Annotated in this window: 19 protein-coding genes, 1 pseudogene and 1 riboswitch; of the genes and pseudogenes, 12 read left to right on the forward strand and 8 right to left on the reverse strand. The window is 36.9% G+C overall.

The features are described from left to right. Positions 1–87: 87 nt before the first annotated feature. From ACQKMH_RS06225 to hxlA, 3 genes are all read right to left on the reverse strand, one after another. The gene (locus ACQKMH_RS06225) at positions 88–648 is read right to left on the reverse strand and encodes a hypothetical protein (RefSeq protein ID WP_427586549.1); all 561 of its coding nucleotides are present in this window, start codon (positions 646–648) and stop codon (positions 88–90) included. A 375-nt stretch (positions 649–1,023) separates the two neighbouring features. Further along, entirely contained in the window at positions 1,024–1,581 is a 558-nt protein-coding gene (hxlB, locus tag ACQKMH_RS06230) for a 6-phospho-3-hexuloisomerase (RefSeq protein WP_427586550.1), read from the reverse strand. An 8-nt stretch (positions 1,582–1,589) separates the two neighbouring features. Continuing rightward, positions 1,590–2,222, reverse strand: a complete 633-nt coding sequence (gene hxlA / locus ACQKMH_RS06235; RefSeq protein WP_427586551.1) for a 3-hexulose-6-phosphate synthase — start codon at positions 2,220–2,222, stop codon at positions 1,590–1,592. Positions 2,223–2,427: 205 nt separating this feature from the next. Between hxlA and ACQKMH_RS06240 the strand changes: the two genes are divergently transcribed. From ACQKMH_RS06240 to gnd, 3 genes are all read left to right on the forward strand, one after another. Then, on the forward strand, positions 2,428–2,796 hold the full coding sequence (locus ACQKMH_RS06240) for a winged helix-turn-helix transcriptional regulator (RefSeq protein ID WP_427586552.1): 369 nt from the start codon (positions 2,428–2,430) through the stop codon (positions 2,794–2,796). Between the two features lie 466 nt (positions 2,797–3,262). Then, a complete protein-coding gene (zwf, locus tag ACQKMH_RS06245) occupies positions 3,263–4,717 on the forward strand; it encodes a glucose-6-phosphate dehydrogenase (RefSeq protein ID WP_427586553.1) in 1,455 nt (484 codons plus the stop codon). 124 nt (positions 4,718–4,841) lie between these two features. Further along, complete coding sequence (gene gnd / locus ACQKMH_RS06250) at positions 4,842–5,738, forward strand: phosphogluconate dehydrogenase (NAD(+)-dependent, decarboxylating) (RefSeq protein WP_427586554.1); 897 nt, start codon at positions 4,842–4,844, stop codon at positions 5,736–5,738. Positions 5,739–5,962: 224 nt separating this feature from the next. On the opposite strand, the gene ACQKMH_RS06255 is transcribed toward gnd, so the two are convergent. The 3 genes from ACQKMH_RS06255 to accD all read right to left on the reverse strand — a co-directional run bounded on the left by ACQKMH_RS06255 (position 5,963) and on the right by accD (position 8,667). Next, the gene (locus ACQKMH_RS06255; protein WP_427586555.1) at positions 5,963–6,361 is read right to left on the reverse strand and encodes a DoxX family protein; all 399 of its coding nucleotides are present in this window, start codon (positions 6,359–6,361) and stop codon (positions 5,963–5,965) included. 530 nt (positions 6,362–6,891) lie between these two features. Next, on the reverse strand, positions 6,892–7,842 hold the full coding sequence (locus ACQKMH_RS06260) for an acetyl-CoA carboxylase carboxyltransferase subunit alpha (RefSeq protein ID WP_427586556.1): 951 nt from the start codon (positions 7,840–7,842) through the stop codon (positions 6,892–6,894). A 3-nt stretch (positions 7,843–7,845) separates the two neighbouring features. After that, positions 7,846–8,667 (reverse strand): acetyl-CoA carboxylase, carboxyltransferase subunit beta, encoded by an 822-nt coding sequence (gene accD / locus ACQKMH_RS06265; RefSeq protein WP_427586557.1) that lies wholly within the window; start codon positions 8,665–8,667, stop codon positions 7,846–7,848. A 789-nt stretch (positions 8,668–9,456) separates the two neighbouring features. Here accD and ACQKMH_RS06270 point away from each other — a divergent pair. The 5 genes from ACQKMH_RS06270 (at position 9,457) to ACQKMH_RS06290 (ending at position 14,722) form a co-directional block, all read left to right on the forward strand. Continuing rightward, positions 9,457–10,713, forward strand: coding sequence for an MFS transporter (locus tag ACQKMH_RS06270; RefSeq protein WP_427586558.1), 1,257 nt, complete (start codon positions 9,457–9,459; stop codon positions 10,711–10,713). A 323-nt stretch (positions 10,714–11,036) separates the two neighbouring features. Next, the gene (locus tag ACQKMH_RS06275; RefSeq protein ID WP_427586559.1) at positions 11,037–11,498 is read left to right on the forward strand and encodes a GNAT family N-acetyltransferase; all 462 of its coding nucleotides are present in this window, start codon (positions 11,037–11,039) and stop codon (positions 11,496–11,498) included. 117 nt (positions 11,499–11,615) lie between these two features. Continuing rightward, on the forward strand, positions 11,616–12,239 hold the full coding sequence (locus tag ACQKMH_RS06280) for a fumarylacetoacetate hydrolase family protein (RefSeq protein WP_427586560.1): 624 nt from the start codon (positions 11,616–11,618) through the stop codon (positions 12,237–12,239). A gap of 725 nt (positions 12,240–12,964) precedes the next feature. Next, positions 12,965–14,149 (forward strand): D-alanyl-D-alanine carboxypeptidase family protein, encoded by a 1,185-nt coding sequence (locus tag ACQKMH_RS06285; protein ID WP_427586561.1) that lies wholly within the window; start codon positions 12,965–12,967, stop codon positions 14,147–14,149. Positions 14,150–14,512: 363 nt separating this feature from the next. After that, the gene (locus ACQKMH_RS06290) at positions 14,513–14,722 is read left to right on the forward strand and encodes a hypothetical protein (protein ID WP_427586562.1); all 210 of its coding nucleotides are present in this window, start codon (positions 14,513–14,515) and stop codon (positions 14,720–14,722) included. A 356-nt stretch (positions 14,723–15,078) separates the two neighbouring features. Here ACQKMH_RS06290 and dapA read toward each other — a convergent pair whose 3' ends face one another. Beyond that, a complete protein-coding gene (gene dapA / locus ACQKMH_RS06295) occupies positions 15,079–15,975 on the reverse strand; it encodes a 4-hydroxy-tetrahydrodipicolinate synthase (RefSeq protein ID WP_427586563.1) in 897 nt (298 codons plus the stop codon). Between the two features lie 135 nt (positions 15,976–16,110). Beyond that, a riboswitch (Lysine riboswitch) is annotated at positions 16,111–16,289 on the reverse strand. Positions 16,290–16,590: 301 nt separating this feature from the next. On the opposite strand from dapA, the pseudogene ACQKMH_RS06300 reads away from it, so the two are divergent. Both ACQKMH_RS06300 and ACQKMH_RS06305 read left to right on the forward strand, forming a co-directional pair. Beyond that, a pseudogene (locus ACQKMH_RS06300) lies at positions 16,591–17,152 on the forward strand (threonine ammonia-lyase); the annotation flags it as partial. A 193-nt stretch (positions 17,153–17,345) separates the two neighbouring features. Then, a complete protein-coding gene (locus tag ACQKMH_RS06305; RefSeq protein ID WP_427586564.1) occupies positions 17,346–18,299 on the forward strand; it encodes a D-2-hydroxyacid dehydrogenase in 954 nt (317 codons plus the stop codon). 261 nt (positions 18,300–18,560) lie between these two features. Here the strand turns inward: ACQKMH_RS06305 and ACQKMH_RS06310 are convergent, their stop codons facing one another. Continuing rightward, positions 18,561–19,751, reverse strand: coding sequence for an MFS transporter (locus ACQKMH_RS06310; RefSeq protein WP_427586565.1), 1,191 nt, complete (start codon positions 19,749–19,751; stop codon positions 18,561–18,563). A gap of 734 nt (positions 19,752–20,485) precedes the next feature. Here ACQKMH_RS06310 and ACQKMH_RS06315 point away from each other — a divergent pair. Further along, positions 20,486–20,839, forward strand: coding sequence for a hypothetical protein (locus tag ACQKMH_RS06315; RefSeq protein WP_427586566.1), 354 nt, complete (start codon positions 20,486–20,488; stop codon positions 20,837–20,839). A 292-nt stretch (positions 20,840–21,131) separates the two neighbouring features. Then, complete coding sequence (locus ACQKMH_RS06320) at positions 21,132–21,773, forward strand: hypothetical protein (protein ID WP_427586567.1); 642 nt, start codon at positions 21,132–21,134, stop codon at positions 21,771–21,773. Positions 21,774–22,522: the final 749 nt, after the last annotated feature.

The raw sequence follows: 22,522 nt of genomic DNA on the forward strand, positions 1-22,522 counted from the left end.
TAAGCGTGATAATACAATTGATCCGTTTAATCATTAGAGCCCCCGATTGTTGAATAACGGATACAATTCTACTTATAGCCGGTAACCTTAGATATCGCTGCTGTTAATATCAAGTGAGTAATCATCGGATATATAGTTTGGGATTTTTCCAGGCGAGTTAAATAGACTATTCTTACTGAATATTGTAAATCCAACCTCTTCCATATCGACAAATGTTTCGACTTTATTTATATCAAAATTTTTAAATACTATAGGTCTATTCCATTGTCTTGAGGGAATTAAATCCTGCTCTACAATATCTTTCCCGTGAAAAATGAATACACTTAGTCCATTACTAACTAATTCTTTTGCTAATTCACTAACCAGATTCAATTTCTCTACAGAATCAACTTTGATAATAGCACCATCTGACGAAAACTCATAAAAAGGAATATTATTTTCAATTAAAGTCTTTTTTTCATATCCAAAGATCATTGATTCTAAAACAAAAAAAACAGGTAAACTGAACATTTTTTGAACTAAGGAAATGATAAAATCATTTGGGATATCACTAATCCCTATAGAGATAGAAACAAAGATATCTTTTGGAAAGTCAAAGCTATTAATTATACTTTGGTCTGAGTATTGCACAAAATATTCTTTTTTCAACTTTTAGCCTCCTTCAGGGTCTAATCCTTTTAAATCCTTACTATTACGTTATGCAGCAATTGTCCCCGTTAATGAAAAAGTACTTTATTCTACAATCCGGCTCGTTTGTTGATTAAAATCACTTGTATTTTACCATAAAAATGCAAGTGATTTGTTTTTATCCTGAGAGCAACAATCTTTTAGAAAACAGCCATTAATTAAGACGATAATCGTTTCGAAAACTAGACCGAAGCAAGTAAAATCCCCTTTAAACAAGTGAGGGTGATTTAATATATTTGGAGATGACTCATAATCGTTTCTCTATAAAAAGACCGCAAAAAATTCAGAAGAATTTTTGCGGTCTTTTAACATCTTACTTTTTTGTTTAATATTAAACTACTCGAGATTAGCGTGTCGTCCATACATATTATTCGAATCCAATCCCTTTTTATCCATGAACCTCAAAATGACAGCATCGTAAAAAAGTAAGAGAGTTTGTTCAAATAGAGAGCCCATTGGCTGGATTGTTTTATAATCGCCTTCTGACTGATTTTTTGGTGTGCCAGGCAATATTATAGCGATATCCGCTAATTTTCCGATGGTGGATTCCGGGAAAATTGTTACTGAAGCAATCGCCCCACCGATGCTTTTTGCTTTCTCAGCCATGGAAACCAAACTTTTTGTTTCTCCTGAACCTGAACTGATAATCAAAATGTCACCTTTTTCGAAGGAAGGAGTGACCGTTTCCCCTATTACATATGCATCAATCCCCATATGCATCATTCGCATCGCAAAGGAATTACCCATAAGGCCAGATCTTCCTGCACCTGCAACAAATACTTTCTTTGATTCAAGAATCCCATTAACTAATTTTTCAGCTTCTTCGTCAGCAATTATGTCTACTGAACGATTTAGCTCTTTTATGATTTCAGCTAAATATTGAGTGGTCTGCATGATGGGTATTAGCCTTGTTTAACCAATTTTTGTATTTGGGAAGCAGTACCTTTAATATCAACTTGTCCGGTGATACCGCCACCAACGATGACTAGGTCAGGTTGTGCTTGGATAACTTCCGGAAGTGTTTCTAATTTTATGCCGCCTGCTACTGCAGTTTTAGCCTTTTTGACAACACGTTTAATGGTTTGAAGGTCCTCAAAAGAATTTTTTCCAACGGCTTGAAGATCATAACCAGTGTGAACACAGATGTAGTCAACACCAAAAGAATCCAATTCTTTAGCACGAGTTTCAAGATCCTTAACAGCAATCATATCAACAAGGATTTTTTTACCTTGTTTTTTAGCTTCTTCAACAGCACCTTTGATGGACATATCTTCAGCTGCACCAAGGATTGTAATGATATCAGCTCCAGCTTCAGATGCCTTCATCACTTCATATGCAGCAGCATCCATGATTTTTAAATCAGCTAATACTTTCAAAGAAGGAAAAGCTTTTTTCATTTCTTTTACGGCTCGAAGTCCTTCATTAATAACAACAGGTGTACCGATTTCCACAATATCAATATATTCCTCGATCTCTTTGACCAATTTTATTCCTTCTTCTATGTTCACTAAATCCAATGCCAATTGTAATTCCATTTATCTTTCACTCCTAATAAAATATTTTTGTTGTCCCACAGTAATAGCACCTTCCCTTGCCTTCAATGTTACACAGAGAAGAAAACGTATCGTCTGTACAATGTATCGTATAATAAGTATAATAATTTTGTAAGTACGCACTTTTTTTTTACATAGTGTTAAAAAGTATACTATGTGATTTACCATACGTTTGGAGTGGATTTGAATGACAAGGCTGCAGAATAAAACATATAATTGTGAAAAGGAATTGACTCTTTCTGTTATCGGTGGGAAATGGAAAATGCTTGTTTTGTGGCATCTAGGAAAAGAGGGGACCAAACGATTCGGTGAACTGAAAGCCCTCATGCCGGGAATCACTCAAAGAATGCTCGTTAACCAGCTTCGAGAGCTGGAAGAAGATCTTATTGTTCATCGAGAAGTCTATCCCATTGTACCTCCCAAAGTGGAATACTCACTGACAGAACAAGGCCAAAGCCTGATGCCAATTCTTGATTCGATGTATAATTGGGGTAAAAACTATATGGAGATTAATGACATTGGGATAATAGAAGAAAGAAAGGAAGATATTAAGTAGAAAAAAATTCCATTCTTAATTGATCTGATAGGGTTACGCATCAATATAGGCAGAGAAAAACAACACAACAAAGTTATTTAAAGCCAAGGTTTGCGATTTTTTGTAAAGTCGCTGACCTTGGCTTTTTCACGTGCACCCGCCATTGTACATGTGCTTTATTTGAAAGGTTGTACTTACAAAATAAAACATCGTATTAGACTAATTTGGCATAACTAATAGTGAGCTTAAGGAATACTAATACATGCATGAAAAAAACTCATGAGAACGACAAATAACTGTCAATAAGAGTTTGTGGAACACTCGCTAATATTGTCAAAAAAAAGCCATGCTTCATTTAATGATGTCATCACCTGCAAGCAGTGAGAGATTAACGATTCCTATATGTAAAAGCAGGATAATGCATTTGCGACCGAAGCGAATAAGACATTACCTTATGAAAAAATGTTGAAGAGTGGAGGAATGAAAAGTGGATTCTATGACCTTTGTCTTATTTGGAGCAACGGGAGATTTAGCTAAGCGAAAAATCTATCCTGCCTTGTTTAATATGTATCTTAATCAAAAATTGCCGGATCCTTTTTCAGTTATTGGTGTAGGGAGAGGCGAGTTGTCTGATGTTGAATTTCAAACACGTGTAAAAGAATCCTTAATGACTTTTTCAAGGCAGTTGATAAATGACCCATCAAAAAAAGAAGAGTTCATCCAGGCATTCCGTTATATCCAATTGGATGTAACAAATGCTAATGGGTATGAAGGGCTACTTAACCTCATTCGGCAAAATGAAAAAGACCAGAATATTGAAGAGAATCGAATGTTCTATCTTTCTGTTGCCCCGGAATTCTTTGATGTAATTGCTTTGAACATTAAGAAAAGTGGATTAGGCTCAACAAAAGGATGGAAGCGTTTGATTATCGAAAAACCGTTTGGACATGATCTAAAATCTGCCCAAGATTTAAACGAAAAACTGAATGAAGCTTTTGAGGAAGATGAAATTTTTCGGATTGATCACTATCTGGGAAAACCGATGGTTCAAAACCTTGAAGCCTTGGAATTTGCCAACCCTGTGTTGCAATCACTATGGAACAATCGCTATATAGCCAATGTGCAAATTACGGCTAGTGAAACGGTTGGTGTGGAAGAGAGAGCGGGGTATTATGACAAAGCTGGGGCGATTCGTGATATGGTTCAAAATCATATGCTGCAGCTGTTGATGATGACGGCCATGCATCTGCCAAAAAAGATTAGTGCAAAGGATATTCGAAATGAGAAGCGAAAGGTTATGGAATCTTTGCGACCATTACAGATACCAACTATAGGAGTCCACGTCGTTCGTGGTCAATATGAATCTGGGGAAATAAATGGTAAACCAGTAGTCGGATATATAGAGGAACCTGGCGTTGATGGTTCTTCCAAAAATGATACATTTGTGGCGGCTCGTCTATGGATTGATAATTCCTTTTGGGATGGGGTCCCATTTTATATCCGTACAGGAAAACGTATGACAGAAAAGTCGACGCGGATTGTGATTGAATACAAAAATCCATTAACCATGTTGTATAGTAACGAGAATCAGCATGCAGAACCCAATCTTTTAATTATCAAAGTAAGTCCGAATGAAGGGATTTCGATGCAATTGAATAGCAAAAACTCAATAAACGGAAAATTAGAACCTATAATGATTGACTTTTCAGCAAGTGAAAAAGGAGTACCTGAAGCGTATGAACTGCTTATATTTGATGCTTTGCGAGGAGATTCTACGTTCTTTGCCCACTGGGACGAAGTTGAATTATCTTGGAAATGGGTCCAGCCTATATTAGAAGCATTCAAGGAAAACAGCCTTCCCCTTCACTTATACGAAGCTGGTTCGATGGGACCGGAAGTTGCTCATCAAATATTGGAGGTTGATGGAAATAAATGGTGGTGAAGGTAAGGTAATGTTTGATAGAAAACTGAGTAGGATGGGATCGGTGTTCTAAAAAGTGAGTAGACCATCCTCAAAAGCAGAAATAAAAAAAAATTTGAAAAGAAATTTAAAGGAGGCACTTCAAATGAAAGTAGGATTAATTGGTTTAGGAAAAATGGGAATGAACTTGGGGAAGAATTTAATCGATAATCATCATCATGTAGTGGCGTTCGATTTAAATACAAGTGCGATTGAAGAAATAAAAGGTTATGGAGTGGAAGGGGCATCCAGTTTACAAGAGCTTGTCCAATCTTTAGAACAACCACGAGTTCTTTGGATTATGGTTCCACATTCTGTAGTTGATTCACTTATTAGTGAGATTTCCCCTATGTTAAGCGAAGGGGATATCGTTATAGAGGCAGGTAATTCCCACTATAAGGAATCCATCCGTCGTTACAACGAGCTAAGGGAATTTGGGGTGCGTTTTATGGACTCTGGCACATCCGGAGGGATGGAAGGCGCTCGGAATGGAGCTTGTTATATGGTAGGTGGAGATCCAGAAGCATGGGACATTGTCGAGCCGATTTTTAGGGATACAGCCGTAGAAAATGGGTATTTATATGCTGGAAAGGCAGGTAGTGGCCACTTCTTGAAAATGGTCCATAATGGAATTGAATACGCAATGATGGCGGCGATAGGGGAAGGGTTTGAAGTCCTAGAAAAAAGCGACCTGGATTTTGACTATGAAAAGGTAGCAAGAGTATGGAATAATGGATCGGTTATTCGCTCATGGCTCATGGATTTAACAGAACATGCATTTTCTAAAGATGCAAAGTTAGATGAAATTAAAGGCATTATGCATTCTTCCGGAGAAGGAAAATGGACAGTAGAAACGGCTCTCGATCTACAAGCCGCTACCCCTGTTATCGCCATGTCTTTATTGATGCGTTATCGTTCATTAGATAATGACACATTTACAGGTAAAGTCGTAGCTGCATTGCGAAATGAATTCGGCGGACATGCTGTAGAGAAAAACAACTAGGACAATTTTGTGTGAATTCAAAAACGAAAGCCCTTGATAAACAGTAAGGAAAAGGTGTGCAAAAGAATTACATTCGGATTCGTATGAATACTTTATACGGAAAGCTTATTTACTGTCAAAACAAATACGAGCCATAATTTTTAGCCAAAGAAAAAACACCGTTAATGGTGCTTTTTCTTTCATATTCAATTCTTACATAAATGAGTAGGAAATGGCCAATTCATTTATATTGTTAAGCTATTCTCACTACTCGATGAAGCGGATTTTATTATTTTGTGATGAAAAATATAAGAGACAGCTATCAAAATATATCCGATAATGAAAATCAGCCATCCACTGGCGGGATCGCCCACTGATATGCTTGAATACAAAGCGCCCGTCAAATCAAAGACAAAACCGGCATAAGCCCATTCCTTAATTCTCGGAAAGCCAGGAACAAGTATCGCCACAATACCTAATAGCTTTGCAATTCCAAGAAAAGGCAGGAGGTAGGTAGGATAACCTAAATGAGTAAATAAATCAACTGCATCGGGAACAGACATAATATCCGGAATAGAACCCAGACCCATTAAAATAACCAACAGTCCCGTGAAAATCCAGTATATGATTTTTGTTTTTTTCATTGACTCATTTCCTCCCTTAGTTTGATATTTAAATCATATTCCACGTTCGTTTTTTTAATACACTCTTTACATTATTATTGATTTTCAGCTATCCGGGACGATGCTTCAATAAGAAGAATCGCTTTTTCTTATCAGCTAAAGGGTAGACATATTTGTTTTGAAGAATGATCCGCCTCTTTAAAGAAAAGAGCCTTCTTGTATGATGCATGAGTGTCAAAGCACATGGACACAACATCAAACTAAGGGGACTCCCTCTTCCAATAAAGTTGGGGCTTTAACAAATACAAGCATAGTGACAAGTTCCTTGAAGAAGTATTATTAACATAATAAAGCTTTAAATGGGAGTTGGAATGGTAAAATTTAAGTTAAATCCGAAGAGGAAACAGCACATAAGGAATATAAACTTGTATCATCTAAAGGTTCTTTATCTTCTATTAATGGACTATGTGATGGAAGGATTTTTAAGTTAAATTCAGCAGATTGGCGATTGGGAGATAGGAGATATTGAATAGAAGGGTAAATGATCACCATTAACCTAGTATTTCGTCCATATACTCACCAATTTTGCGGAACTTATCGTAACGTTGCTGGCGTAGAATGCCTTTATCTAAATGACCGAGTTCTTGCAATGCTTTTCGTAACGTTTGTTTTATATATTGCGATTGAAGAGGGAGGTCTTTATGTGCTCCTCCAACAGGTTCTTTTATGACTTCATCAATCACCCCTAATTTCATCAAGTCCTTTGCCGTAATTTTCAATGCTTCAGCTGCGCGTTTTGCTTGTGTGGCATCCTTCCATAATAATGCTGCTGCTCCTTCAGGCGATATAACCGAATAAAATGTGTTTTCTAGCATGAAGATTCGATTGCCAATACCTAAAGCCAACGCACCACCACTGCCACCTTCGCCAATGACAATACAGATGATGGGCACTCCAAAGCTAGCCATTTCACGAAGATTGCGGGCAATAGCTACAGATTGTCCACGTTCTTCGGCTTCACGACCTGGGAAGGCTCCAGGCGTGTTAATGAATGTTACGATAGGTCGATTGAACTTATTTGCTTGTTGCATAATTCTTAAGGCTTTTCTGTAGCCTTCAGGTTGAGACATGCCAAAACGGCGATAGATATTGTCTTTTGTATTTTTACCTTTTTGATTTCCTAATACGGTTATAGGCATTCCATCGAAGATAGCTATCCCTGAAACTAAGGCAGGGTCATCCCCATATAGTCTGTCACCATGAAGTTCAATAAAGTCTTCAAAAATATGATGGATAAAGTCTAAAGTAGTAGGACGTTGTTGAATTCTACATAGTTTAATTTTATCCCATACTTCCATATTCTCATTAAGATGATTTCTGATTTCATTGGCTTTTTTCTCAAGATTATTTAATACTTCGGTAAGATCAAGATGATGAGTTGTAGACATCTCTTTCAGTTCAGCAATATGGTTTTCTAGTTTTATTAATTCTTGCAAATTCATCGTTCAAAGACACTCCCTAAAATTGAGATGGTGAATTTTTAAAATGGTTGATAATGATTGTTTTAATTCACTCCTCTTTACAACCATATCCAGTTGTCCGTGTTCTAATAAAAACTCAGAGGTTTGAAAATTTTCCGGGAGTTCTTCTCTTATGGTCTGTTCAATGATACGTTTACCTGCAAAGCCAATTAAGGCTTGTGGTTCGGCAATATTTATATCACCTAATGAAGCGAAACTAGCAGAAACGCCCCCCATTGTAGGGTTGGTTAAAACGGATACGAAAAGAATTTTTTCATGGTTTAGTTGTTCTAAAGCGGCACTCGTTTTTGCCATCTGCATCAGACTAAGAATCCCTTCTTGCATCCGAGCTCCACCGCTTGCTGAAAATAGTATTAATGGTTTTCGGGTTTTTAATGATTCCTCAATGGATCTTGTGATTTTTTCACCCACCGCTGAACCCATGCTTCCCATACGGAAGCGAGAGTCCATGACACCAATTACGACCGGATAGCCACCTATGGAAGCTTCTCCAGTAACAACCCCATCATTTAATGAAGTGTTTTTCTTATCAGAAATTAATTTATCTTTATATTCAGGGAAGTTTAACGGGTCAACGGAAGTTAAACATTTATCGAATTCGGAAAAAGAACCACTATCTGTAATCATTAAGATGCGGTCATAAGCTGTAACGGGATAGTGATATTGGCACTTCGGACAAACATTCCATTCTTTTTTAATCAGTAACTCATCATATGTTTCCCCACACGATTTACAAGTAAAAGAGTTCAAGTCTTTTTTTTCTCGCTTTAATGGATATATATTCATCAATCCTCCTGTAACAAGTCACGCTCTTAAATTAGGAGCGGGATATTTTTATGAAATTGTCGGTGCTTCATGATGATTTAATTTTTCCTGTATTCATACGTTTACTGGGAGGATAATAAAGAGATGATTGTACCAGAAACACAGGATGATATGGACGTTAAATATCTAGGCTTGTATTTATAAAAGCTTTAAAGATCTCTTTCTTTTTCTAAAAAGAGGATAAAGGTATCATATGCCAATCCTCATGTAATTGAATGGGTTACTAAAATCATTTACGATAAATGGACATATGTACCTTGATGTAATATGGTAAAATTTCGTATTATGGAATATCGAATAATACGAATGGTTTTATAAGACTTTGTGAATGTAACAATCCCCTAGTTATGTAAAAGGTCATGCGATTCGCTAAAAGAAGGACATATTATTATATTTCTTCAGTATCTGTACACTTAATAGACCTACAGACTCGGTTAATTGTGGTACGATATTTGCTGTACGTGCGATTACGGAAGGTCTCAAGAGTTGGGCAACGATTATTTCACCGGCGGCGGTTAAGTCTGAACTACCAGAAACAACCATGACAGATTTACAACTAAAATCAGCAAGTGTAGCTTCCCTTTCGGTTACGCTGACGCCTAAAGAGTTGCGGAAGTGCCCAACGTGCCGCGCTCAATGCTTGGATCAAAGCAATCAGGGGAATCCACCTTTAGAGCGGTGTGTATTCACGCTGATTGTTTAGTGTTGGAGGGGGAGGATGTAGGTTTATACGGGAGGCGATACATAAAAATGAATAAACAAGAAAGCGGTTATAGATGGGTAGTATTCGGCACCGTCTTATTTGCTTACTTTTTAATTGTAAGCCAAAGAACAGCTCCTGGTCTTATTACAGATCAATTGATGAAGGATTTTCATGTTTCCGCTTCTACCATAGGTCTTATGAGCGGCATTCAATTCTTAGCCTATGCAGGATTGCAAATACCGGTTGGTTTATTATCTGACAGATATGGCCCCAATCGATTTCTTATTTTCGGCACACTTCTTAATGGGGTGGGAAGCCTTATCTACAGTCTTTCTCCCAACGAATACTTGTTGATTTTCTCCCGATTATTAGTGGGAATTGGAGATGCCACCATTTTTGTCAACTTGGTTTTAATATTAAGCCAATGGTTTAAGGCACAGGAATTTGTAAGATTGTTAGGCCTGGTTGCCATGGTTGCCAGCCTTGGTTCGTTATCAGCTACCGTTCCTTTTTCCATATGGATTTCAGTCGCTGGTTGGAGAACCCCATTCCTTAGCATAGGAATTATTTTAGTGGTTTCATCCTATCTTCTGTATATTGTTCTTGTATCGAAACCAAAACAACTATTTAAAGATGATCCAAAAGCGAAGGATATTTTAATAAAAGAACGGGAAGGTGTTTGGACGATTCTACGCCGAATATTTTCTACCCGCCAAGCCTGGGCCACTTTCTTTTGCCACTTTGGAGTAGTAGGCACATATATAGGATTCATCGGTTCGTGGGGAGTCCCATATGGAATTCATGTATTTGAAATGTCTCGTTCAGGGGCAAGCCAGCTTATTATGTTTGGTCTTTTTGGAGCCATCATTGGAGGTCCCTTAATTAGCTGGATTACAAGCCGGCTGGGTTCTATCAAAAAAGTCTACACTATAATCCATCTCATTGTCTTGTGTAGTTGGAGTGGTTTGTTCTTCTCAGGCGTGCACCCTCCATTTATTATGGTAGTGGTTTTACTTTTTATCGTAGGTTTTGGAAATGGAGCAAGCTCTTTGACTTTCGCAGTGGTAAGGGAATCCTTCCCTATTGAACAAGTGGGTGTTGTATCGGGATTTGCCAATATGGGTGGATTCTTAAGTGCCGTTTTATTGCCTAGTGTTTTCGGAAATGTACTGGATTTATTTCCGCAACATTCTATTGTGGGCTATCATTATGGATTTCTCATTCCTGTCCTATTTTCTTTGATGGGATTGTTAGGTGTCCTTTTGATCAAGGAGAAAAAAGGATATAAATTACTCAGCCAGTAAATTTTTTGAAATGAAAATAACAGGTCTAAATAATAGCAAACTCTTAGACACGGCATAAGCTCGGACTGACTTCAGCCGAGCCATGGCCTTATTCATGGCGGCACTAGCTCTGTTGGCCTAGGCCTAGCTGCGCAGCTTGCGAAGAGTATTTGAGTATAAGTAATTTCGACCGCATGGATGGTTTATTCAATACTCATTCAACTCCCTCCAAGACCGGGGATTTAGTGTAAAACAAAGGAAATAATTGATGATTAATTGAGGGTTTTGTGCCATTGATTTGATATAATGACAACAGGCAACAGAAAGAATTAGGAGGACTTGAAATGGAAAAATGGATAAATAACGAATTTTCGATTTCTACTAATAAGAAGTATTTAGATTTACATGTAATACATAACTTTTTGAGTGAAGAATCCTACTGGGCAAAGGGGATATTCAAGGAAACAGTAATAAAGTCAATTGAAAATACTCCCTTATGTTTTGGAGTATTCAAAGGTGAATTAGATAATGAAGGTAGTGAACAGATTGGATTTGCAAGAGTGATAACAGATTTAGCAACTTTTGCGTATCTTAGTGATGTGTTTATATTACCAAACTATCGTAAGAAAGGATTATCAAAATGGTTAATGGATATCATTACCAATCACCCTGAACTGCAAGGGGTTCGTAGGTTTATGTTAGCAACGAATGATGCACATTCATTATATAACAAATACGATTTTGAACAGATTGATCATCCAAAACGATTTATGCAAAAAGTCCTCAAATCTCCTTATCAACAATAATGCTAATATACTAGCAGGTGTGTAGTTCCATTTACCATTGTATATTTAAAAATAAGTTATTAATTAAAAAAAGAAATCTGAAAATATAATCTTTAAAAGAAAAGAGTGAGTTTAATAATGAAAGACATTAAAAATATCTATTGTGTAGGCCGAAACTATGCTTTGCATGCTAAAGAATTAAATAATGAAGTACCAACTTCCCCTTTTTTATTTTCAAAACCAACTCATTCGCTTGTTGAAGCTAATGGTCAGGCAATTACGCTGCCAAGTAATCAGGGTTCCATTCACTATGAAACCGAACTTGTCATACATATCTCAAAGCCGTACGAAACAGGAATGAAGGTGGATCAAATGGTAGATGCCATGGCCATTGGGTTGGATTTAACACTTAGAGATGTTCAATCACAGTTAAAACAAAAACAGCATCCTTGGCTTTTGGCAAAAGGATTTAAAAACTCTGCTGTTGTTAGTGAATTTATTCCGTTTCAAGGTGTCGAAGCATGTAAACAATTAGACTTTTCTCTTTTTAGAAATGGAGAACGTGTACAAGTGGGAAATATTAAAGATCTACTTTTCGATTTACAAACAATCATAGAATTTACAGCAGAGCATTTTGGGCTTGGGGAAGGGGATATTATCTTTACCGGTACTCCTAGTGGCGTCGGTCCTCTGTCAGATCAGGACAAGCTTTCACTAAACTTGGGTGGAAAAGAAATGGGAACCTGTTCAATTACATTATAACCATGAAAAAGAGCAGTCAGTATTGACTGTTTTTTTTATGTCATTGCAACTAAAGGGACGCAATACCCCCTCTTCAGAATGAGAAGAGGGGGCTTCTCTTTTTGAATAATGGATTCATTAACCTTATGATCTCTTGTCATAAATAAAGGTTAATCTTATTTCCTTCATATTAGATTGGAGGGTTCGTTTAATCCAACTTGGATAATTCCTGTCGTGGCGAGTGGGCATGTATCCCTTTTTAAAAGCTTTATAAAGATGAGGTTCTTGCTATTAGCAACTTTATAAAAAATATTTCAAAAATGCCCGGGGGCAGAATTGTTGCTCCCGGGCATTCTTTTTTCAGTAAGGAATGTAATGATTAAGCACCTAATGAGTAACTAAAGCCCTTCAGTTTGAAGGGTTTTTTCATGAAAAGATATGGTCAATATGCTGGCAGGACCCTTATCGTCAGCAAGATGGAAAATAAAACACAATTTTGTTGATTAATAAAAGATCTCTTCTATATAATGGGGCCTTCTTTTATTAAAAACAAGGGCTCCCACTTAAAGGGTCACAGCCCTTATAAAGTTATTTCAGGAAATAAAATGGAGGTTATTACCCAAGAATTTTCCATGATTATTAAAGGGTAATTACTGTTTTATTACAATTTCAAAAAAACATCTCTAAACATTCAATTTACTTTATTATGACTATATAGGATTTTACTTTCATTCAAGGAGAGTTATATGAAAAAGTTTTTCTTTATCTTCATTTTGGCTTTAATCCCCTTTGCATCAACAACTGTAAGTGCCGAATCAGACTTACCTCTCATTAGTGAAGCAGGGATCATTATTGATGCGAAAAGTGGGGAGGTATTATACGAAAAAAACACTAATAAAAAAATGTATCCAGCCAGTCTAACGAAAGTTGCCACAGCTATATATGCTATAGAGCACGGAGATAAGAACGAAATAGTGACTATTAGTAAAAAAGCGGCTGCGGCAGAAGGCTCTTCGTTATTCATTGAACCTGGGGAGGAGATAGAGCTTTCCAAATTAATTGCCGGTACGCTAATCAACTCCGGAAATGATGGAGCTATCGCAATAGCCGAGCATATGTCTGGTAGTGAGAAAAAGTTCATGGAGGACTTGAATGAGTTTTTAAGAAAAGAAGTAAACGTCACCGATACCCATTTTACAAACCCTCATGGATTGTTTGACAAGAACCATGTAACTACAGCACATGACCTTGCAAAAATTACCCAATATGCGATGAAAAATGAAGACTTCCGTGAATATTTGGGGAATAAGGATTTACCATGGGAAGTGAAAACATGGGACACAACTCTAGTTACCCATCATAAAATGTTAAAAGGCGAAATTCCCTATGAGGGAATCACAGGTGGGAAAACCGGTTTCGTTAGTAAGTCCGGATACACCCTGATTTCTACTGCTACTAGAGGCGAACAAGACTTGATTGCCGTTACCCTTAAAGCTCCTTCAGACAAGGAAGCCTACTCTGATACTGAGCTGCTATTCAACTATGGCTTTGCAAACTTTAAATCTGCCAAAATAGATAAAAATAACATATTTTATTCAGCTGACCACTCTAAATCCTACAAACTGAAAGAAGACTTACACTATACATATTTAACTAGAGATGAACCTGGTCTAAAAACCAGTAATGATGGTATTCTCTCGATCATGAACCAAGAAGGGACGGCCATAGATTCTTTTGACCTTAAAAAAGTAGCTGATGTTAGGAAAACAGAAGTGCCTGCTTCGATTAAAAAAGAACCAATCAATGAGGAAACAAATAAATTTTCAGTCTTATCACTAGAATGGGTTCCTTGTGTCATTCTTAGCATTCTGATAACGGTTTTTCTAAAGAAAAACAGAAAAAAACGAAGTAGGATTAGAACTCGTTACTAAAGAAACTCATCGACTGGCATTCAGAGGTGTTGCGGCTATTTTTCCTGAAATAGCCACTAAAGCGTTGAATACACCTATTATAAATGAACTAACAGGTCGTTAGTTAGGTCCGGGGCTGCCATTTGGTGGCCTTTTTGCTTTTTGAACGAACGGGGCAGGTTAGTTGCATAAGGAATGCTAAAATAAGACCCAACGAGGACTTATTTTAAGGAGGAAAACATGAGCATGGATCATGAGTTTTATCTTATTTCTAAGACAACTGATATAAAAGATTTTTGGATGCATAGAGAAAAAAAACAAAAGTGTCATTGACAGTGTTGTAATAATTGATGATTTGATTCAATACATTATGGACTTATCAGAATGGATTCAACTAAAAACCCATCATTCCGAGGAACTCCAATTGGCAGAGGTATTAACAATCATGGAGTAACCCTTTTTGATAAGCAGTTTTCTAAAACTTTAATAAGTATTTTTTCGTCATGGAAGAGTCTAATTAAAAATGCACCAGATAAAATTGAACTCACTGGTGAATTCGTTTATGGCGAAGCTGAAATCAGGAAGGGACAATAAAAAACTAGTCTTCAATCAAGATGTTTGCAAGAGTATTATAATGTCAGAAGCTTTAGCTAAAACAACTAAACAAGAGACCTATTTCAATAATTTAGTGGAAGGGTATGAAGGACAACAAAGAAATCGATGAGTTAAAGGAAATCGCGGTGACTTAAAGGTCAGGATCTATAATTAATGCTGGTTCAGTTGACTCAATAATAACGTTGAGTTTATAACCACTAGCTATTTCTACTAGTTTAGCCCTTGAGTCGTGCAACGATTTAAAAGCAGTGCACTTCTTTCGAAGTTGCACTGCTTTTAAAAACATATCCCGTTTATTATGGTCTTTAATTAGAAAGTCGGTATTATACCTCGCTTTAATTTTTTAACAACACAGATTCTACGTTACTAGGTTGTAGAGCTATTTGTAGAGCTGTTTTTTCTTCGTTGTTTAAAGGGAGCAATGGTAAGCGGACACCTCCAACATTTAACCCTCGCATATTTAATGCTGATTTTACCGGTGATGGGTTTGGTGCAGCAAATAATGCTTTCATCATTGGAAGAAGGTTACGATGTATGGAAGCAGCACCACGGACATCACCATTTTTAAAGCTATTAATCATTTCTTGCATTTCATTACCAATTATGTGTGAAGAAACCGAAACAATGCCTGTTCCACCGATGGCTAAAACCGGTAAGGTTAACCCATCATCGCCGCTGTACAAGGTAAAATCACTCGTTGTTTCGCTAATGATTTGTGCCATGGCATCTAAGTCACCACTTGCTTCTTTTATTGCCACAATGTTGTTAATTTTTGAGAGACGAACAATCGTCTCTACTGACATGTTTACAACACTTCGTCCTGGGATATTATAAAGCATTACTGGTAATGATGTTGATTGGGCAATAGCATTAAAGTGCTGAAATAATCCTTCTTGAGACGGCTTGTTATAGTATGGGGTAACGAGCATAATTCCGTCGACTCCTGCTGCCTCAGCTTGCCTTGTTAAGCTGATAGAAGCTTTCGTGTTATTTGAGCCAGTTCCAGCTATGACTGGAACTCTTCCATCAACAACTTCTACAACAACTTTGAATAAATCTATTTTCTCTTCTGTTGTTAATGTAGGAGACTCTCCAGTCGTACCAGCTATAACTAATCCATCAGAACCATTAGCAATTAAATAATTTACTAGAGTTCTCGTAGCATAAAAATCAACCTCATCATTATGATTAAACGGGGTAACCATTGCAGTTAACACTTGGCCAAAATTCATAACTTCACACCCTTTTGTATATTTTTTTGGAAAATTGAGAGGTGATTAGGGCCATTAAGGAGTAAACGCAAAAAAGCAACAACGAGGATTCGCTGCTGCAGTAGAAACAATATTTATCAAAAAAATCGTTTCGGTGCGTAAGATAGCCCTCCATATAGTTTCCTATATGACAGTCCTGTATTTATTCAATAGCAGAACCAGCTTCAAGAACATGAGATTCTTTCCGCTTCGGCAAATTCCCCTTTCCACAATAGTCATAGGATCTCATTCTCCTCAAACTGTGTACTAATGGTCTTTGCTCCTCTATCCTCACTTCAAAAAGTATGAAGTAAGAAAATATTTAATTGTCTGTAATATAACAGAGAATCCTTTCTGTTGCAAGGGGAATTTAGATTTTTTTTTAAGAATACATGGATAATCGATGGCAATGGCTACGGTTTTGGGCTGGATTCATCTTTTTTAGTATTAAATAAACTCAACATTAATAGCTTTATAAAAACTGTATGAAAAGTTTCATCCTTTTATAGTCAGTTTTGACAATTGATATATCTTATAGAAGGAATTAGTATTTATCTTATGAATACCTAGAATTATGATCAAGGAGGGGAGGACAACATGACTAATACAAAACTAATAAAGGAAAGAAAAGATATGAAAATCGGTGACGTTTGGGAAGCAAGAAAACGAATCGCTTCAATTGTAAGTAGAACACCATTGATTCAATCTACGATACTATTGAAAAAATTGGACGTCCTGGTTTTTTAAAGCTTGAAAATGTTCATGAGGTTGGAGCATTTAAAGTAAGGGGAGCCGCCAATAAGATACTCAGCTTGAGTGAGGAAGAAAAAAACGTGGGGTTGCAACGTTTTCAAATGGAAACCATGGTATGGCTGTAGCATATGTAGCAAAAAAACTAGGGATTGATGCTGTTGTTTGCATTTCAAATCGAATACCAAAAGCAAAAGTAGATTCATTAAAAAGCCTGGGAGCTCAAATTGAGATAGTTGGTGATAGCCAAGATGCCGCAGGAGAGCATTGCTATGAACTGGAAAGAGGGAAAGGATTAACGGTGATTCAGCCATTTGATGATCTTCACGTCATAGCTGGACAAGGAACAATTGGCTTGGAATTGTTAGAGGATCTTCCTAATCTAACAGATGTATTTGTTACCCTTTCTGAAAATCCTTAGATCCAGTCCTTTTATTTAAGATGCAATACCGTATCAATTTCCCAGTTTTACAGATTTAAATACTAATATATTCATTCTTTCAATTTTATTTAGTATCCTATTCATAAGGAGAGATTAATAAAAAAGAACCGTCGATTTTAATAATCGATAGCGAAAAAATGAGTAAAAAAGGGGAGATTCGATGATTACATACCAGCCTAACATTCTTGTATTTAGTCCTGAGCAGGCAGAAGCGTATGCTGAATGTATCCGGGATCATGGATTTACATCGGTAAAGGCAGCGGCAACTCAGGAGGAAGCTGAAAAATATCTACCAAGTACTGAAGTTATTTTGGGCTGGAATTTTCCTACCAAATTGCTAAATAAACCAATTGCCTCATCTGTCCGCTGGTTTCAGTCGATAGGAGCCGGAGTCGATGATTTGATTGCAGACAACTTGATACCTGAGAACATTACATTAACCAGAATTGTCAATCAATTTGGCTCTTATATATCTGAATATGTATTTACGTTTCTCTTGTATATCTTGAAGGACGTTCCCCGTATGAAACAATCGCAAATGGAACGCCAATGGGATCCTTTCATTTCTGAATCTTTAGCTGGTAAAACAATCGGAGTAGCCGGGCTTGGATCAATCGGAGCTGAAATTGTACGTAAAGCTCGAGCATTTGAAATGAATGTGCACGGATTAAGCTTTAGCGCAAAACAAGCTCATTTAGTGGATTGCCACTTTACTCCAGATGAATGGGGGGAATTTGTAAAAGATCTTGATTATTTGGTCTTAACCCTGCCTTTAACGGATGCCACTCATCATATCATTAACCGGGACATTCTGTTAGCAATGAAACCGAAAGCTTGTCTTATCAACGTTGGTCGTGGAGCATTGATCGACGAAGGGGATTTAATACCTGTTATGCAATCGGGACATCTTCTGGCAGCAATCCTCGATGTATTTGAGAAAGAACCGTTGCCAAAAGACCATGTCTTCTGGTCAATGTTGAATGTGTATGTCACTTCTCATCTGTCAGGGCCAAGCACTACTGACGGAGTGAGCCGCTTTTTTGTAGAAAATTTAAAACGATTCTTACATGAACAACCATTACACGGATTAGTAGATCGAAAACGTGGGTATTAAAACGGACAAGAGGGCTGATTCAACATTTTGAGTCAGCCCTCTTGTTTTAATAATCGTATTTAAATTCTTGAATATTTATGGGGTATTAATGGAAAATGATTTAACTTAATCGTTAAAAGTATTGATTTTAGTCTTAGCGTGCAAAATCCGATTTGAAGGTGGTACCCCAAGGGCAAATAAGCTTCTTAAGGGAAACATACTCTATGTTTCTAACGAGTGATTTATGCACCAGAACTGCATTTTTATTGCTTCTTCATCCTCTTATGCTGCTTTCTTTTGTTTTTGGTCTAAGCGATGACTTAGGAAAGTTAGTAGACTTGCACAGATAGCAACCAGCCCACCTACCCATGACACACTCATCAAATTTCCCTGATGGTAAACAATTCCCCCTAATGCGGAACCAAAGGCGATCCCGACATTGCTTGCAACTGGCATCAGTGAAGCGGCTAGTCCTGTAGCTTTTGGTTGATAAATACCGGCAAGGTCTATCAAATAAAGCTGAGTAGATGTTGTTAAAAGGATGGCCATTAATGACATCAAGCTAATGTTAACCAATCCAAAGATAAAATTATTTGTCGTCCAATATAAGCTGATCAGAACAATCGCTTGCACGAGGAAAACTAACCGGAGGCGTCCGATAGCATTGTAGCTGGCAATTTTACCAGCGAGTATGTTGCTGAAAATGGAAATAAATCCATAGCCAAACAAGATCAAACTGATTGAACTACTTGGTGCTTCCATTCCTTTCAGGATCGGAACAAGATACGTATAAACGGCATACGTCGCCCCAAATCCAAGAGATGGAATGAAAAAAGCCATTAAGATTCGTGGGTGTGTTAACAAAGAAAATTGATCACGCATCGAACTGCGAAATGGACTTTGCATAGTCGGCAAAATGAAGAAAGATGCCAAAAACGCAATTCCACCGAGAAAAGTCGTTAACAGGAAGGTGGCATTCCAGTCGTACATTTCAGCGATGACAGTGCCTATTGGTACTCCAATCACGTTTGCAAGAGTAAAACCACCGAAAACGAATGAGATAGCAAGTCCACGTTTTGCGATCGGCATGGTTTCACTTGCAACAATCATGGCAAGTGAAATTAAAACTCCTGTTACAATCGCAGTCATCATCCGAAGTGCAAGGAGCATGATGTAGCTCGTCGAAATCACGCACAAAGCATTCAGGATGATAAACGTACCTATCAAAAACAACATCCATTTACGCTTTGGAAAATGGCTTGTTGCGGACATCACGAGTGGTGTGGCAATGGCAAACGTAATCGCAAACGCAGAAACGAGTGTGCCTGCTTTTGCATTTGTTATATGGAGACTCGAGGAAATATCGGTTAAGATCCCGATGATAACAAATTCGCTTGTCCCGAGAACAAATGTTAATAAAGTAAGTGTTAAGATGAGTAACCAATGTCGCTTGGATAATTCTGTGGTGTGCATAAATACCTCTTTTCTTAGATGATTGTAAATGTGTCACAGGGTTGATAAACAATCTAACTATAATACCATAAAACATTTTTACGTGGAAAACCCTTGCTTAGTTATCGTTAATTATGAACGAGTACAAATGGAATTCTTTCCATATGGATGAACAAGATCATCACCTAGCTCGTTTCATATCCGAAATTTGGATAACTTATGCTTTTAGAGAAGGTAATACCCGAACGACTTTAACCGTCTTAAGTAAGTCACCAACTACAAAGGATGTCCTCTCTAAACTTCTTAATATGTAGCATCCGTCTTTGAAGATGACACTTTGGGGAAGCAAAGGAATTATGAGTATCTAGAAAAAATCCTAAAGGATGCTATTTAAATGGGGAAGAACTTTAATCCATTCCTCTTTATACTTTAATTTTCTCCCGAATACTTACTTATTCTCTATTTTTACAATATAAATAACTGTTTTAAATGATTGCTTGCTTCAATTAAGCAGTACATTCGTTTAAGGATATATTGCTACATCCGTGAAAGTGATAATCAGATATAGATACATTCACTTTTGATGAAATAAATTCAAAAGATTCAATCTATTCGTTGATTTCTCATGAAATGTATTGTATCTTTAGAAAGGTATTCCTCATATTACCAAATGAGTCAGACCAAGTCATTTTTTGTTCTAGAAGAATAACTAGTAAGAGGAATACGACTATAAACTCTTATATAGGAGGTAACAGATGCTTAAAAAAGTTACATTCTCCCTGGTTGCAGTTGTAATCGCTGGTTTTGTCTTGCTTACCAATCTAACCATTACACATGCTGCGTTTTATCCAGTTCAAAAAACGGGTGGTGCAGGTCTGGATATTCGAACCACGCCAACGATTAATGGTAAAAGAGTTGAAACCAATATTCCTGATGGAAAAAAACTTTGGTTGTATTGTTATGTAAATGGTGAATCCTATAAAGGAAGTAAAATTTGGGATTTTGCCGATGATAATGGCTACGGCGGTGACCTTGATCAGGGATACGTTCCAGATTATTTTATTAAAACGGGATCATCTAAACCAGTTGTTGGATACTGTGCTTTCTAAATACGTAGTAAATTCCATTTATTTATATAGATAGAGCCTTTACTTTTTAGTAAAGGTTCTTTTTTGTAGGAAGTAACTTCATTTAATGAAATGAAGTAACTTTAAATTTTATCTTGAATGATGAGCTCTATAAAATAAAGCAGGATAAGAAAAAGTATTGGCGAATATACATTAAAGTTCATTGACTTTTCTGAAAATAATTGAGTTTTTCTAGGAAATCTTGTAACTTATACAGTGAATATAAATAGTTAAATGATGAATAAACAAAGTCTATCTGTAAGGGAGAATACAAATGAAAAAGGTTATTTTATGTATAGCTATCTGTACCTGTTTTATTGTATCTGCTTGTTCAAATCATCAAAGTTCTGAAAAAACAATGAAAGATAGCGAGAATGCAGCAACGCAACCTAATGTAGAAGTAAAACCTTACAAAGAGCCATTGAGTCATGTGGGACAGACTGCCCCTCATCCACTTGGAGTATTTACGCTAAATCAATTAAGTGAGCCGAAGGTAGGCGTTCAAACTGGTCCTCTTCATATTGATGTACAGAAGATAAAAGTCGTACAAAGTAAAGAAGTGAGTGAAGTGGGTAAGTATAATTTACAACAGCGTAGTCTACCTACGAATGAAATGAATGCCATTCAGTTTACAACTACAATTGAAAACGTGTCAGATCAACCACTTGATTTGGGAAAGGGACCTATAAAGAAGCTGCTTCTAAGTAACGGAGAGAGCGTGGATGTATATAAAATGAACGCAGATCCCAAAAACATAACCTTACAAGCAAAAGAAAAAGAAACGTATACATTGATTTGCTTCTTATCCAAGGCTCCCAATCCTCTCACTTATATAAAGATCACCACTAATACGGTTCTGGAACAAGATACGAAAAAACAAGTAGCCTCCCCACATACGAAAGAAATCAAATTATAAACTCGAAGAGCACCCTTCTGTTAAGGATGCTTTTTGTGCCACAGGAATATGGAAGGAAGGATGTACAGTATGTAAGTTACACAGCTTTATACTGGAGGAAGCAAGCTTAATAAATTGAAAAACTAAAACATTTGTATTGCAGGTTCGAAATACCTTTGCAGATGGCCGAGATCACTTCGTTTATCACGTATCGAAAACTCAATTAAATCATCAGTTTTATTGGCAAAAAGAAGGATAGATCATTCACCTGATCTATTCTTCTTTTTTTATCAAGTTATTCATTTAATTTCGGAGTTATGGGTTCTGGTGGAACAAAATCTACAGAAAAGTGCAAAAAACAATTTGAATTTCGGGAAGATTACATGTTGAAGGACATTACTCATAGGCAAGGCACCAGATAGCAAAAGCAATCGCTAAATTCTTGTGTAGGTGGGATTGAAAAGTCGGTATGGTATCAATGGTTATTGGACATTTGAAGCACGTATTAGTCAGAAAAGCAACTAAACTTCGGGCATGGAGAACCCTGTGGGGCAGCGTGACTGAGATCCACCAGTGCGACCATAATTTCTCTTATTACAATATTTTTGTATTTAAAATGGTTAGTGGGTAAAACCAGCTTTATTACTTTGACTCTCTATCTCCAATTGGGAACTATTAATTTTCCTTTAATATAGTTAAATAATACTTGAAAATAATAATTATTTGAATTAGAATTAGTTTTGCGCCTAGTTGATAATAATTATCAATCT

Source organism: Peribacillus sp. NPDC097895 (assembly GCF_050277555.1).
Lineage (GTDB): Bacteria > Bacillota > Bacilli > Bacillales > DSM-1321 > Peribacillus.

Excerpts from the sequence above, each read along its gene's own strand:
- ACQKMH_RS06315 (WP_427586566.1), top strand. The coding sequence starts at position 20,486 with ATGCTTAAAAAAGTTACATTCTCCCTGGTTGCAGTTGTAATCGCTGGT.
- ACQKMH_RS06240 (WP_427586552.1), top strand. The coding sequence starts at position 2,428 with ATGACAAGGCTGCAGAATAAAACATATAATTGTGAAAAGGAATTGACT.
- dapA (WP_427586563.1), bottom strand. The coding sequence starts at position 15,975 with ATGAATTTTGGCCAAGTGTTAACTGCAATGGTTACCCCGTTTAATCAT.
- ACQKMH_RS06305 (WP_427586564.1), top strand. The coding sequence starts at position 17,346 with ATGATTACATACCAGCCTAACATTCTTGTATTTAGTCCTGAGCAGGCA.
- ACQKMH_RS06260 (WP_427586556.1), bottom strand. The coding sequence starts at position 7,842 with ATGAATTTGCAAGAATTAATAAAACTAGAAAACCATATTGCTGAACTG.
- gnd (WP_427586554.1), top strand. The coding sequence starts at position 4,842 with ATGAAAGTAGGATTAATTGGTTTAGGAAAAATGGGAATGAACTTGGGG.
- ACQKMH_RS06270 (WP_427586558.1), top strand. The coding sequence starts at position 9,457 with ATGAATAAACAAGAAAGCGGTTATAGATGGGTAGTATTCGGCACCGTC.
- ACQKMH_RS06255 (WP_427586555.1), bottom strand. The coding sequence starts at position 6,361 with ATGAAAAAAACAAAAATCATATACTGGATTTTCACGGGACTGTTGGTT.
- ACQKMH_RS06280 (WP_427586560.1), top strand. The coding sequence starts at position 11,616 with ATGAAAGACATTAAAAATATCTATTGTGTAGGCCGAAACTATGCTTTG.
- ACQKMH_RS06290 (WP_427586562.1), top strand. The coding sequence starts at position 14,513 with ATGGATTCAACTAAAAACCCATCATTCCGAGGAACTCCAATTGGCAGA.
- accD (WP_427586557.1), bottom strand. The coding sequence starts at position 8,667 with ATGAATATATATCCATTAAAGCGAGAAAAAAAAGACTTGAACTCTTTT.
- ACQKMH_RS06310 (WP_427586565.1), bottom strand. The coding sequence starts at position 19,751 with ATGCACACCACAGAATTATCCAAGCGACATTGGTTACTCATCTTAACA.
- ACQKMH_RS06285 (WP_427586561.1), top strand. The coding sequence starts at position 12,965 with ATGAAAAAGTTTTTCTTTATCTTCATTTTGGCTTTAATCCCCTTTGCA.
- ACQKMH_RS06275 (WP_427586559.1), top strand. The coding sequence starts at position 11,037 with ATGGAAAAATGGATAAATAACGAATTTTCGATTTCTACTAATAAGAAG.
- hxlB (WP_427586550.1), bottom strand. The coding sequence starts at position 1,581 with ATGCAGACCACTCAATATTTAGCTGAAATCATAAAAGAGCTAAATCGT.
- hxlA (WP_427586551.1), bottom strand. The coding sequence starts at position 2,222 with ATGGAATTACAATTGGCATTGGATTTAGTGAACATAGAAGAAGGAATA.
- ACQKMH_RS06320 (WP_427586567.1), top strand. The coding sequence starts at position 21,132 with ATGAAAAAGGTTATTTTATGTATAGCTATCTGTACCTGTTTTATTGTA.